This window comes from Dactylosporangium sp. CA-092794, assembly GCF_050948465.1.
Lineage (GTDB): Bacteria > Actinomycetota > Actinomycetes > Mycobacteriales > Micromonosporaceae > Dactylosporangium.
In genome coordinates, this window is the sequence record NZ_CP192044.1 from 5,243,537 (window position 1) to 5,258,392 (window position 14,856).

General features: G+C 78.5%; 1 protein-coding gene. It reads left to right on the forward strand.

Features of this window, described 5'->3' with window-relative positions:
* Positions 1-15: 15 nt before the first annotated feature.
* Positions 16-14,847, forward strand: coding sequence for an SDR family NAD(P)-dependent oxidoreductase (locus tag ACQPXD_RS22645; protein ID WP_432841623.1), 14,832 nt, complete (start codon positions 16-18; stop codon positions 14,845-14,847).
* Positions 14,848-14,856: the final 9 nt, after the last annotated feature.

Sequence of the window (14,856 nt, forward strand, 5' to 3'; positions counted from 1 at the left end):
CTGGATGGGGTGGACATGCTGCGTACCGAGCTGGTCCGGCCGCTTCCCGAGACGCTGCGCCACCAGGCCGCCGCCTTCGCCGCCAAGACGGCGTACCGCGACGCCCGCCGCAGCGTCACCTACGCGGAGCTGGAGACCCGCACCGCCAACCTGGCCGGCAACCTCGCCCGGCTGCACCTGCAGCCCGCGGACCGGGCCGCGATCTACCTCGGCAACACCGTCGACATGGTGGAGAGCTACCTCGCGCTGGTCCGCGCCGGCGCGATCGGCGTGCCGATCAATCCGCGCGCCACCGACGCCGAGCTCGGCTACCTGCTCGACGACAGCGGCGCGCGGTTCCTGATCAGCGACCTGGCGCACCTGCCGCAGCTGCGCCGCGTGCTCGCCGAGCGGCCCGAGGTGCGGCTCGTGCTGGTCGGCGCCGACGTGCCGCCGCGCGACGCCCCCGAGCGGACCGTCTCGTTCGACGCCCTGGCCGCCACGCCGGCGCCGCTGCCGCCGCGGGACGACCTCGGCCTCGACGACGTGGCGTGGATGCTGTACACCTCGGGCACCACCGGCAAGCCGAAGGGCGTGCTGTCCACCCAGCGCAACTGCCTGTGGTCGGTCGCCGCGACCTACGTCCCGGTCACCGGGCTGTCCGCCGACGACCGGGTCGTGTGGCCGCTGCCGCTGTTCCACAGCCTCTCCCACATCGTGTGCATCCTGGGCGTGACATCGGTCGGGGCGACGGCCCGCATCGTCGACGGATTCGCCGCGCCCGACATTCTCGCGGCGCTGCGGGAGGAGTCGGCGACGTTCCTGGCCGGCGTGCCGACGGTGTACCACCAACTCGTCACGGCCGGCCGCGAGCAGGGCTTCCGCGCCCCGCACCTGCGGATGAGCCTGGTCGGCGGCGCGGTCACCACCGCCGCCCTGCGCCGCGACGTCGAGGAGCTCTTCGGGGTGCCGCTGATCGACGCCTACGGCAGCACCGAGACGTGTGGATCGATCACCATCAACTGGCCGACCGGCGCCCGCGTGGAGGGCTCCTGCGGCATCCCCGTGCCCGGCCTGAGCGTGCGCCTGGTCGACCCCGAGACGCTCGCCGACGTGGCGCCGGGAGTGGAGGGCGAGGTCTGGGTCAGCGGCCCGAACGTCATGGTCGGCTACCACAACCAGCCCGAGGCGACCGCCGCCGCGATCCGGGACGGCTGGTACCGCACCGGCGACCTGGCCCGCCGCGACGAGGCCGGCTACTGCTTCATCACCGGGCGGATCAAGGAACTGATCATCCGCGGCGGGGAGAACATCCACCCCGCCGAGGTGGAGGAGGTGATCCGCCGGGTGCCCGGCGTCGCCGACGTCGCCGTGGCCGCCCGGCCGCACGAGGTGCTGGGCGAGGTGCCCATCGCGTACGTGGTGCCCGCCGCGAAGGGCCTCGACACCGAGCGCGTCTTCGCCGAGTGCCGCGAGCAGCTGTCGTACTTCAAGATCCCGGAGGAGATCTACCGGATCGAGCGGGTGCCCAGGACCGCGTCCGGCAAGACGATGCGGCTGGCGCTGGCGCAGACCCCGGCCCGGCTGCTCGCCTCGGCCAGCGGCTCCCCGGAGCACCTGTTCGCCGTGCGCTGGACGCCGCTGCCCGCCCGCGCCGACGCCGCGGCCGCCACCCCGCCGCGCCGCTGGGCGGTCGCCGGACCGGACGCCGCCGACCTGGCCGCCCGGCTCGCCGCCGCCGGCCGGCCGGCCGAGACCTACCCCGATCTCACCGCCCTCGCCGACGCGATCGCGGCCGGGCAGGCCCGCCCGGACGTGGCCGTGCTCCGCCTCGACGAGGCCGGCGCCCCGCCGGCGCCCGAGGCGGACCCGGTCGAGGCGGCGCTCGGCCGCCTGGACGCGGCCACCGGCCCGGTCTCGGCGTGGCTGGCCGCCGAAACCACGGCCGGTGTACCGCTCGCCGTGCTGACCCGGCACGCCGTCGTCACCGGCGGCGACCGCGCCGCGGCCGACCTGACCGCCGCGCCGCTGTGGGGCCGGCTGCGCGCGGCCCGGCTGCGCGCACCCGGCCGCCTGCTGCTGTGGGACCACGACGGCGACGAGTCCGTCGGCGAGCTGCTCGCCGCGCTGCCGCTCGACGCCGAGCCCGAGGTCGCCCTGCGCGGCGGCGTCGCGCTCGTGCCCGGCCTGCAGCGGGCGACCGGCGGCGCGCGCCGGGTCGAGCTCGGCGACCCGCAGGCGACCGTCCTGCTCGTCGACGCCGCCGGCCCGCTCGCCGCGCGCGTGGCGCACCACCTGGTCAGCGCGCACAAGGCCCGGCAGTTCCTGCTGGTCAGCCCGGGCGGCGGCGCCGACCCGGGCGCCGCCGAACTGCTCGCCGACCTGCACCGGATGAAGGTCGGCGCGGCGCTGGTGCCCGAGGCCGCCGTGCCGGATGCCCTGGCGGCCGCCGGTGGCCGGTCGGTGACCCTGGTCGTCCACGCCGCCGGCGCCGAGCCGTTGCGCCGCGCCCTGCGCGGTGCGCTGTCCGCCGCCGCCCTCGCCCGCCCGCACGGCGCGGTCACCGTCCTGCTCACGGAGGCCGACCTGGGCGGCACCGGCGACCCGGCCGGCGACGCCGTCGCCGCGTTCCTCACCGCCCTGGCGCAGTCCCGGTCCGCCCCCGGCGCGCCGGTCCGCGCGCTGTCGCTGCCCGCCGCGCCCGGGGCCGCCACCGGCTCCGGACTCGCGGCGCTGGACGCCCGGTCGGCGGCGGCCATGTTCGACGCGGCCCTGGCCGGCGACCAGCCCGCGCTGCTGGCCGGGCGGCTGGACGCGGCCCGGCTGCGCTCGGGCGAGATACCGGCAATGCTGCGCCGCCTGGTCGGCACGTCCACCGCCGCCGCGGCCGCGAGCGACACGGTCACCGCGGCGCTGCGCGAGCGCCTCGCCACGCTGACCCCGGCGAACCGGGAGCGCGAGGTGCTCCGGCTGGTGCAGCGCGAGGCCGCGCGGCTCAGCGACGCCGACCCCGAGGCGGTGCCGCCGGACCGGCCGTTCAGGGACGCCGGGTACACCTCGGCCCAGGCGGTGCAGCTGCGCGCCGGGCTGATCACGGCGACCGGGCTGCCGCTGCCGACCACCCTCGCCTTCGACCACCCCACCCCGCGGGCCGTCGCCGGCCACCTGCTCGGCGAGCTGTTCCCGATCCCGCCGGCCGCCGAGCCGGGCGCGCCGCCCGCGCCGGTGCCGCTCGACGACGACCCGGTGGTCATCGTCGGCATGGCCTGCCACGCGCCGGGCGGCGCCGACAGCCCGGCCGAGCTGTGGCGGATCGTCGCCGAGGGCGCCGACGTCATCGGCGACTTCCCGGCCGACCGCGGCTGGGACCTCGGCGCGCTGTACCACCCCGACCCGGACCACCCCGGCACGACCTACGTGACCCGGGGCGGCTTCCTGTACGACGCCGGCGCCTTCGACGCCGGGTTCTTCGGCATCTCGCCCCGCGAGGCCCTGGCCACCGACCCGCAGCAGCGGCTGCTGCTGACCACCTCGTGGGAGGCCCTGGAGGACGCCGGCATCGACCCGGCGAGCCTCAAGGGCGCACCGGTCGGGGTGTTCGCCGGCGTGATGTACCGCGAGTACGGCACCAACCTGCACCGCGCGCCGGAGGGCACCGAGGGCTACCTCGGCATCGGCTCGGCCGGCAGCGTCGCGTCCGGCCGCGTCGCCTACACCTTCGGCTTCGAGGGGCCCGCGATCACCGTCGACACCGCCTGCTCGTCCTCGCTCGTCGCGCTGCACCTCGCCGCGGCGTCGCTGCGGGCCGGCGAGTGCGAGCTGGCGCTGGCCGGCGGCGTGGCCGTGATGGCCCAGCCCACCTCGTTCATCGAGTTCTCCCGGCAGCGGGGACTCGCCGCCGACGGCGTCTGCCGGGCCTACGGCTCCGGCGCCGAGGGCACCGTATGGTCCGAGGGCGTCGGCATCCTGGTGCTGGCGCGCCGCTCGGTCGCCCTGGCCCGCGGCCACCGGGTGCTGGCGGTGGTGCGCGGCAGCGCGGTGAACCAGGACGGCGCCTCCAACGGGCTGACCGCGCCCAACGGCCTGGCCCAGCAGCGGGTCATCCGCGCCGCCCTGGCCGCGGGCGGGCTGCGCCCCGGCGACGTCGACGCGGTCGAGGGGCACGGCACGGGTACCGCGCTCGGCGACCCGATCGAGGCGCACGCCCTCATCGCCGTCTACGGCGCGCAGCGGCCCGAGGCGGCGCCGGTGTGGCTGGGCTCGCTCAAGTCGAACATCGGCCACGCCCAGGCGGCCGCCGGCGCGCTCGGCGTCATCAAGACGATTCAGGCCCTGCGGCACGGCACGCTGCCGCGCACGCTGCATGCCGAGGAGCCCTCGCCGCACATCGCCTGGGAGGGCAGCGGCGTCGCGCTGCTCAACCGGGCCCGCCCGTGGCCCGCGCGCGACGGCGCGCCCCGCCGGGCCGCGGTGAGCTCGTTCGGGGTGAGCGGCACCAACGCCCACGTCATCATCGAGGAGCCACCCGCCGCGCCGGCGGCGCCGCGCACCGAACCGGCGCCCGGAGCCCTGCCGCTGCTCGTCAGCGGCGCCGACCCGGCCGGGCTGCGCGCCCAGGCCGGCCACCTCGCCCAGCACGTCGAGCGGTGGTCCGACGACCCCGGGCGGCCGCGCCTGGCCGACCTCGCGTGGTCGCTGCTGCACACCCGCTCCGCCCTGCCGCACCGGGCGGTGCTGGTCGCCGACGACCTCGCCGGCGCCGCGCGGGCGCTGCGGGCGCTCGCCGGCGCCGATCCCGCCGCTCCCGCGGGCGCCGGGCCGGCGGAGGGGGCGCTGGCGGTCCTGTTCACCGGGCAGGGCGCGCAGCGGGCCGGGATGGGCGCCGGGCTGCACGCGCGGTTCCCGGAGTTCGCCGCGGCCTTCGACGAGGTCTGCGCCCACCTCGATCCGCTGCTGGACCGGCCGCTGCGCGGTCTGGTGTTCGGCACCGACCCGGACGCACCGGCCGAGCTCGAGCGCACCGGGTACACGCAGCCCGCGCTCTTCGCCCTGGAGGTGGCGCTGTTCCGGCTCTTCGAGTCCTGGGGCGTGCGACCGGACTTCGTGGCCGGCCACTCCGTCGGCGAGTTCGCCGCCGCACACATCGCCGGCGTGCTGTCGCTGGCCGACGCGGCCCGCCTGGTCGCGGCGCGCGGCCGGCTGATGCAGGCACTGCCGGCCGGCGGGGCGATGGTCGCGGTCGCCGCCGCGGAGCATGTGGTACTGCCGCTGCTCGCCGATCTGCAAGAGCGGGTCTCCGTCGCGGCCGTGAACGGCCCGGAGGCCGTGGTCATCTCCGGCGAGCGGGAGCCCGTCCTGGCCGTCGCCGAGCTGCTGAACGCCCGCGGCGTGCGCACCGGCCGGCTGCGCGTGTCCCACGCCTTCCACTCGCCCCTGATGGCGCCGATGCTCGACGACTTCCGCGCGGTGGCCGGCACGGTGACGTTCCGTCCGCCGCGAATCCCGCTGGTGTCCACGCTCACCGGTGCCCTTGCCGCCGCCGAACTCGCCGACCCCGAGTACTGGGTCCGCCAGGTCCGCTCGGCCGTGCGCTTCGCCGACGCGCTGCACACCCTCGACGAGCAGGGCGCGTCGACCTACCTCGAGCTGGGGCCGGGCGGGGTGCTCACCGGGATGGCCGCGACCGCCCTGGCCGAGCGGCGGGCCGCGTTCGTCGCCGGGCTGCGCCCGGACCGCCCGGAGCCGCACGCGGCACTGCTGGCCGCCGGCGACCTGCTGGTGCGCGGACACGGCGTCCACTTCGGACGGTTGCTGGCCGGCGCGGAGCGGGTCGACCTGCCGACGTACGCCTTCCAGCCCGAGCGGTACTGGATTCTCCCGGCCTCCGCCGGCCACCCGGCCGGGCTGGGCCTGGACGACGCCGAGCACCCCCTGCTCGGCGCCGTCGTGCCGCTGCCGGACCGCGACGGGGTGCTGCTCACCGCGCGGCTGTCGACCCGGACCCAGCCGTGGCTCGCCGACCACGTCGTCGGCGGCCGGGTCATCGTGCCGGCGGCGGCGCTGGTGGAGATGGTGATCCGGGCCGGCGACGAGGTCGGCGCGGCCGGCGTCGAGGAGCTGGTGATCGAGGCCCCGCTGGCGATCGAGCCGGGCCGCGCGGCGCAGGTCCAGGTCGACGTCGCCGCCCCGGACGCGACCGGGCGGCGCGCGGTGACCATCCGGTCCCGCCCGGCCGGCGCCGCGGCGGACGCCGAGTGGCGCCGCCACGTGACCGGTGCCGTGACGAGCGCCGCCGCGCCGGCCGAGGGCCTCGCCGGGGCCTGGCCGCCGCCCGGGGCGATCGAACAGCCGCTGGACGACTTCTACGCCCGGCGCGCCGCCGACGGCATCGACTACGGCCCCGCGTTCCGCGGCCTGCGCCGGGTCTGGGTGGCCGGCGGCGACGTCTACGGCGAGGTGGCCCTGCCGCAGCCGGTGCTCGCCGACGCCGGCGCGTTCGGCGTCCACCCGGCGCTGCTGGACGCCGCGCTGCACGTGTGCGGCTTCGGCGCCGCACCGGGCGGCTCCGGCGACGGTCTGCGGCTGCCGTTCGCCTGGCGCGACGTCGCCCTGCACGCCGCCGGGGCGAGCGTCCTGCGGGTGCGCCTGCGCGCCGGCGCCGACGGCCCGGCGCGGCTGGATCTGGCCGACGCGACCGGCGCCCCGGTCGCCACGATCGGCGCGCTGAGCTTCCGCCCGGCTTCGGCGCAGCCGGCGGCCGACCACGACGATCTGTGGGCCGTGCGGTGGGTGCCCGCGCCGGTCGGCGCCGCGCCCACCGGGCCGGACGCCGGCGACTGGGCCGCCGTGGGGCCGGACGCCGGGCCGGCGGCGACCCGCCACGCGACGGTGGAGGAGCTGCGCCGCTCCGTCGGGCGGGGCACGCCGGCGCCGCGGGTGGTACTGCTGCACGCGGGCGAGCCGGTCGGCGACGCCGACCCGGCGCGCCGGGCGCACGCCCTGGCCGCCCGGGTCCTCGATCAGCTGCAGCGGTTGCTCGCGGCGCCGGAGCTGGCCGCCGCCCGGGTGGTGGTGACGACCCGCGGCGCGGTCGCCGTCTCGCATGCCGCGGAGGTCGCCGATCCGGCGGCGAGCGCGGTCTGGGGCCTGGTCCGCTCCGCGCAGAGCGAGGAGCCGGGCCGGATCGTGCTGGCCGACGTCGACACCGGTCCCGGGTCCGCCCGCGCCTTCGCCGCGGCGGTCGCGGCCGGCGAGGACCAGTTCGCCGTGCGGGCCGGCACGGTTAGCGTGCCGCGGCTCGTCCCGGCCGGCCGCGACGTGCTGACGCCCCCGGCCGGCGCCGCCGGCTGGTGCCTGACGGCGACCGGCACCGCCCTTGACGAGCTGGCCCTGGTGCCGGTCCCGCCCGCCGCGCTGGGCCCCGGTGAGGTGCGCATCGGCGTGCGGGCGGCCGGCGTGAACTTCCGCGACGTGCTGGTGACGCTGGGCATGGTGCCCGGGCAGTCCGGCCTCGGCGGCGAGGTGGCCGGCGTGGTCATCGAGGTCGGCGCCGCGGTGACCGGCGTCCGGCCGGGCGACCGCGTCCTGGCGATGGTGTGGGACTTCGGCGGGTTCGGCCCGGCCGTGGTGGCCGACCGGCGGCTGGTCGCGCCGCTGCCGCCGAGCTGGAGCTTCGCCCAGGGCGCCACCGTCGCGATCGCGTTCCTCACCGCGCTGTACGGGCTGCGCGACCTGGCCCGGGTGCGGCCCGGCGAGGCGGTGCTGGTGCACGCCGCCGCGGGCGGCGTCGGCATGGCGGCCGTCCAGCTGGCCCGGGTCCTCGGCGCGACCGTGTACGCGACGGCGAGCCCGGCCAAGTGGCCGGTGCTCGACGGCCTCGGCGTGCCCCGGGACCGGCAGGCGTCCTCGCGCGACGCCGGCTTCGCCGGGCGGTTCCTCGCCGCGACCGACGGCCACGGCGTGGACGTCGTGCTGAACTCGCTGGCCGGGCCGCTGGTCGACGCCTCCCTGGCGCTGCTGCCCCGCGGCGGGCGCTTCCTCGAGCTGGGCAAGACCGACATCCGGCCCGCCGCGGACGTCGCCGGCGCGCACCCGGGCGTGCGGTACCAACCCTATGATCTGCGCGACGCGGGACCGGACCGGATCGGTGAACTGCTGGCGGAGCTGGCCGGGCTGTTCGCCTCCGGCGAGATCACCCCGCTGCCGGTCGCCGCGTGGGACGTGCGACAGGCGCCGGCGGCGCTGCGGCACATGAGCCAGGGCCGGCACGTGGGCAAGGTGGCGCTGACCGTGCCCCGGCCGCTGGACCCGGACGGGACCGTCCTGATCAGCGGCGGCGGGACGCTCGGCGGGCTGGCCGCGCGCGAGCTGGTGGCCGGTCACGGGGTGCGCCGGCTGCTGGTGGCCAGCCGCCGCGGCGCGGCGAGCGCCGGGCTGCCCGAGCTGGTGCGGGAGCTGACCGCGGCCGGCTGCCACGTCGACGTCGTGGCGTGCGACCTGGGCGACCGCTCGGCGGTGGCGGCGCTGCTGGCCGGCGTGGCGGCGGCCCACCCGCTCACCGCGGTCGTGCACACCGCCGGCTCCGTCGACGACGGCGTGCTCGGCGCGCTGACGCCCGAGCGGATCGACCGGGTGTTCGGCCCGAAGGTCGACGCGGCGTGGTACCTGCACGAGCTGACCGCCGGGGCGGACCTGGCCGCGTTCGTGCTGTACTCCTCGGCCGCCGGTGTGCTGGGCAACCCCGGGCAGGGCAACTACGCGGCGGCCAACGCCTTCCTCGACGGCCTCGCCCAGCTGCGGCGCGCGCAGGGGGCCGCCGCCCTCGCCCTCGACTGGGGCTTCTGGGCCCACGAGAGCGCGCTGACCACCGGGCTGGACGAGGTGAGCCGCCGGCGCACCGCCCGCGACGGCATGCTCGGCCTCGACGCGGCCGGCGGCGTCCGGCTGTTCACGCAGGCCCTCGGCGCGGCCGACGCCGTGCTGGTGCCGGCCCGCTTCGACGTGCCCGCGCTGCGCGGCCGGGGGACCGGCGAGCCGCTGCCCGCCGTGCTGCGCGGGCTGGCCCGCCACCCGCGCCGGGCCGCCGCCGCGGCGGCGATCCGCGAGGACGACCTGAGCCGCCGGCTCGCCGGCCTGCCGGCGACCGAGCGCGACCGGGTCCTCGTCGAGCTGGTCCGCGAGCACGCGGCGGCGGTGCTCGGCCACGGCTCCGCCGAGCTGGTCGAGCCGGACCGGTCCTTCCGTGACGCCGGGTTCGACTCGCTCACCGCGGTCGAGCTGCGCAACCGGCTCAGCGGGCCGACCGGCTTGCGCCTGGCCGCGACCGTCGTCTTCGATCACCCGACCCCGGCCGCCCTCGCCGGTCACCTGCGCGCGGGCCTGCTCGGCGCCGCGCCCGCGCCCGAGCCGGCGGCGCCCGCGCCGGCCTCCGCCGGGGCCGCCGAACCGATCGCGATCGTGGCGATGAGCTGCCGTTTCCCCGGCGGCGTCGACGGACCGGAGGCGCTGTGGCGGCTGGTGGAGTCCGGCGGTGAGGTGATCGGTGACTTCCCGGCCGACCGCGGCTGGGACCTGGAGGCGCTCTACGACCCCGATCCCGACCATCCGGGCACCTCCTACGTGCGCCGCGGCGGGTTCCTGGAGTCGATGGCCGACTTCGACGCGGAGTTCTTCGGCATCTCGCCCCGCGAGGCCACGGCGATGGACCCGCAGCAGCGGCTGCTGCTGGAGAGCTCGTGGGAGGCGTTCGAACTGGCCGGGATCGACCCCGCGTCGGTGCGCGGCGCCAACGTGGGCGTGTTCACCGGCGTCATCAACCACGACTACACCGTCCGGCTGCACCACAGCACCGCCGAGCTGGAGGGCTACCGGCTGACCGGGATCTCCGGCAGCGTCGCGTCCGGCCGGATCGCCTACACCCTGGGCCTGCACGGCCCCGCCATCACCGTCGACACCGCCTGCTCCTCCTCCCTGGTCGCGCTGCACCTGGCGGTGCAGGCGCTGCGCGGCGGCGAGTGCGACATGGCGCTGGCCGGTGGCGTCACCGTGATGGTCACGCCGGACAACTTCATCGAGTTCTCCCGGCAGCGGGGGCTCGCCCCGGACGCGCGGTGCAAGGCCTTCGGCGCCGGCGCCGACGGCACCGCGTGGTCCGAGGGCGTCGGCGTGCTGCTGGTCGAGCGGCTGTCCGACGCGCTGGCCAAGGGCCACCCGGTGCTCGCCGTCGTTCGCGGCAGCGCGGTCAACCAGGACGGCGCCTCCAACGGCCTGACCGCCCCCAACGGCCCCGCCCAGCAGCGGGTCATCCGCTCGGCGCTGGCCGCGGCCGGGCTGGGGGCCGGCGAGGTCGACGTGATCGAGGCGCACGGCACCGGAACCGCGCTCGGCGACCCCATCGAGGCCCAGGCCGTGCTCGACGTGTACGGCGCCGGGCACAGCCCCGACCGGCCCGCGTGGATCGGCTCGGTGAAGTCGAACATCGGCCACACGCAGGGCGCCGCCGGTGTGGCCGGGGTGATCAAGATGGTCGCCGCGCTGCGGCACGGCGTATTGCCGCGCACCCTGCACGCCGACGAGCCCTCGCCGCACGTCGACTGGTCCACCGGCACGCTGTGCCTGCTCACCGAGGCGCGACCCTGGCGGCGCGGCGAGACCCCGCGCCGCGCCGGCATCAGCTCCTTCGGGGTCAGCGGCACCAACGCGCACGTGATCATCGAGGAGGCGCCGCCCGTCGCCGCGCCGCCCGAGCCGGCCGACCCGCCCGAGCCGGCCGACCCGCCCGAGACCCCGGCGCCGCTGGTGCTCTCCGCCCGCTCCGCCGCCGCGCTCCGCGCACAGGCCCGGCGACTGGCCCGGCGCCTGTCGGCCCCGGACCGCCCGGCGCTGCCCGACGTCGCCTGGTCGCTGCTGCGGGCCCGGGCCCGGTTCGAGCACCGCGCCGTCGTGGTCGCCGCCGGTGCCGACGAGGCGGTGGCCCGGCTCACCGCGCTGGCCGACGGCGAGCCCGACGCCGCCGTGGTGGCCGGCTCCGCCGCGGGCGGCTCGCTGGCCGCGCTGTTCACCGGGCAGGGCGCCCAGCGGGTCGGCATGTGCGTCGCGCTGTACGAGCGGTTCCCGCAGTTCGCCCGGGTCGTCGACGAGGTCACCGCGGTGCTGGACGTGGAGCTCGCCGGGTACGCCACCCCGTCGGACGGCACGGCCGTCGGCGTGTGGGACGTGATCACCGGCGCGCCGGGCACGGCTGGCCTGCTCGACGAGACCGGCTGGACCCAGCCCGCGCTGTTCACCGTCGAGGTGGCGCTGTACCGCCTGTTCGAGTCCTGGGGCGTGCGCCCGGACGCGGTGCTCGGCCACTCGGTCGGTGAGGTGGCCGCGGCGCACGTCGCCGGCGTGCTGTCCCTGCCCGACGCGGTCCGCCTGGTCGCCGCCCGCGCCCGCCTCATGCAGCAGCTGCCGGCCGGCGGCGCGATGCTCGCCGTCGAGGCCGGCGAGGCGGAGGTGCTGCCCCTGCTGGCCGGCCGCGAGGACCGGGTCGCCGTCGGCGCCCTCAACGCCCCTGCCTCCGTCGTCGTGTCCGGCGCGGCGGACGACGTCGCCGCGATCGGCGACGAGCTGGCCCGGGCCGGCCGGCGCACCCGGCGGCTCAGCGTCTCGCACGCCTTCCACTCGCCGCTGATGGAGCCGATGCTCGCCGAGTTCCGCGAGGTGCTCGCCACGCTCACGTTCCAGCCCGCCCGGCTGGCCTTCGTCTCCACCGTCACCGGCGCACCGGTCGACGACGCCACGCTGTCCTCGGTCGACTACTGGCTGGGCAACGTCCGCCGCCCGGTGCGGTTCGCCGACGCGGTGTCGGCCGCGCGGGACGCCGGCGTGGCCACGTTCCTGGAGGTGGGGCCCGGCGCGGTGCTCACCGCCCTGGGCCGCACCGTCCTCGGCGACGCGGCCGAGTTCGTCGCCGCGGTCCGGCACGACCGGCCCGACGACGTCACCGCGCTCACCGCGCTCGGGCACGTGTTCGTGCGGGGCCACCGCGCCGACATCGCCGCCGTCGTGCCCGCCGGCCGCCCGGTGCCGCTGCCCACCTACCCGTTCCAGCGCCAGCGGTACTGGGCGAACGTCCACGCCCCGGCCGCCGCGCTCGACCGGGCCGGGCTCGTGCCCGCGGGGCACCCGATGCTCGCGGCGGTGGTGCGGCTGCCCGCTACCGGCGGCCTGGTCTGCACCGGCCGGCTGTCCACGGACGACCAGCCGTGGCTGGCCGACCACGTCATCGCCGGCGCCGTGGTGCTACCCGGCGCGGCGCTGGTCGAGCTGGCCCGGTACGCCGCGGACGAGCTGGCCGGGGCGCTCGACGAGCTCGTCATCGAGGCGCCGCTGCCGCTGCCCGACTGCGGCGCGGTCGAGCTGCAGGTCACCATCGGGGAGCGGGACGGCGCCGGTACCGCCCCGCTGAGCATCCACGCACGCCCGGCCGGGTCGTCGGCGCCGTGGACCCGGCACGCGACCGGGACGGTCGCGGCACCGGCCGCGCCGCGGCCCGGCCCGGCACCGGCCGCCTGGCCCCCGCCCGGCGCGGTCGAGCAGGACCTGGAGGGCTGCTACGACCGCCTCCACGAGCAGGGCTACGAGTACGGGCCGGCGTTCCGCGGGCTGCGGCGGGTCTGGACCGCCGGCGAGGAGGTGTACGCCGAGGCCGAGCTGCCGGCCGACGAGGACCCCGACGCCGGCGGATACGGCCTGCACCCGGCACTGCTCGACGCGGCCCTGCACGCGACGAGCTTCGCCGCCGGCATCGGCGGCTCCGGCCGGCTGCTGCTGCCGTTCGCCTGGCGCGGCGTCCGGCTGCACGCGAGCGCCGCGGACCGGATCCGGGTGCGCGTCACCCCGGCCGGCGCCGACACCGTCGCCATGCGGCTGGCCGACCCGCAGGGAGCCCCGATCGCCGACATCGACGCGCTGGCGCTGCGGCCGGTCGACGCCGGATGGCTCGCCCGCGCCGCGGGCGGCGCGCTGGCCCGGGAGGACTGGCGCACCACCGTGCCGCTCGTGCCCACCGGCGCGCCGGCCGACGTGCGGCACCTCGACGGCGCCGCGGCCGGGCTCGACGAGATCGCCGCCGGGCCGCGCCCGGATGCGGTGGTGTTCACCCCGCACAGCGACGCGACCGGCGCCGCCCGGGCGCTGGAGCTGGTCAGCGGCACGCTGGCGGTGCTGCGCGACTGGCTGGGCCGCGGCGAGCTGGAGCCGGTGCCGCTGGTCGTGCTCACCCGCGGCGCCCTGCTGACCTCCGAGACCGACCCGGGCCCGGTCGACCCGGCCGCGTCCGCGGTCTGGGGGCTGCTGCGCACCGCACAGTCGGAGCACCCCGGCCGGTTCGTCCTGCTCGACGTCGACGACCCGCGGGCACTGCCGCCGCTGGACGCGGTGCTCGCCACCGGCGAGCCGCAGCTGGCCGTGCGCGCCGGCACCGCCTTCGCGCCGCGCCTGGTCGACCTGCCGGCACCGCCCGGTCCGGCGCCCGCCCTGGACGGCGGCACGGTGCTCGTCACCGGCGGGACCGGCGCGCTCGGCGGCATCGTCGCCCGGCACCTGGTGCGACGCCACGGCGTGCGCCGGCTGGTCCTGCTCTCGCGCAGCGGCCCCGCCGCCGAGGGCGCCGGGCAGCTGGTCGCCGAGCTGGCCGGCCTCGGCGCCCAGGCCGACGTCGTGGCGGCCGACGCGGCCGACCGCGAGCAGCTCGCGGCGGTCCTGTCCGGCATACCGGCCGAGCATCCGCTCACCGCCGTGATCCACGCCGCCGGCGTGCTGCGCGACGGCGTGCTGACCGGGCTCGACGCCGCCGCGGTGCGGGCCGTCTTCGCGGCCAAGGCCGACCCCGCCTGGCACCTGCACGAGCTGACCAGGGACCGGCCGCTGCGGGCGTTCGTGCTGTACTCCTCGATCGCCGGCGTGCTGGGCAACCCCGGGCAGGCCAACTACGCGGCGGCCAACTCGTTCCTGGACGGCCTGGCCGCGCTGCGCCGCGCCGCCGGGCTGCCGGCCACCGCGCTGGCCTGGAGCCTGTGGGACACCGGCGGCACCGGGATGGGCGGCGCCGACGCCGAGCGCAGCCGGCGGGCCGGCCTGCGCCCCCTTGCCCCGGACGCCGGGCTGGCGCTGCTCGACGCCGCCCTGGCCGGCGACGCGGCGGCGGTCGTCGCGGCGAGCCTCGACCCGGCCCGGCTGGCCGAGCTCGGCGCGGCCGGCACGCTGCCGCCGCTGCTGCGCGACCGCGTCCGGGCGCCGCGGCGGCCCGCGGCCGGCGGCGCCGCCCCGACCGGCGGCGGCAGCCTGGCGCAGCGGCTGGCCGGGCTGGGTGGTGCGGAGCGGGAGCGGGTGGTGGTGGAGCTGGTGCGGGGGGAGACGGCGGTGGTGCTGGGTGCCGGTGGGGCGGGGGCGGTCGGTGCCGGGCAGGCGTTTCAGGAGCTGGGGGTGGATTCGCTGGCGGCGGTGGAGCTGCGCAACCGGTTGTCGGCGGTGGCGGGGGTGGTGTTGCCGGCGACGCTGGTGTTCGATCACCCGACCCCGGCCGCGGTGGCCCGGCTGCTGCTCGACGAGCTGACCCGCGCGGAGCCCGGCGGCCCCGGCGGTGCGGGGGAACCCGCCGACGCCGCGGCGCTGCTGGCCGAGCTGGACCGGCTGGACGGCGCGACCGACCGGGACGCGGTGGACCGGCCGACCCGGGACCGGATCGCCGCCCAGCTGCACCGGCTGTGGCTGCGCTGGCAGCCCGCGGCGGTGAGCGGCGCGCCGGAGCGGCCCGCCGACCTCGACGCCGCCAGCGACGAGGAACTGTTCGACCTGATGGACAACGAGTTCGGGCGGTCGTGACGCCGATCG

Coding starts and splice junctions, on each gene's coding strand:
- ACQPXD_RS22645 (WP_432841623.1), top strand. CDS start 16: ATGCTGCGTACCGAGCTGGTCCGGCCGCTTCCCGAGACGCTGCGCCAC.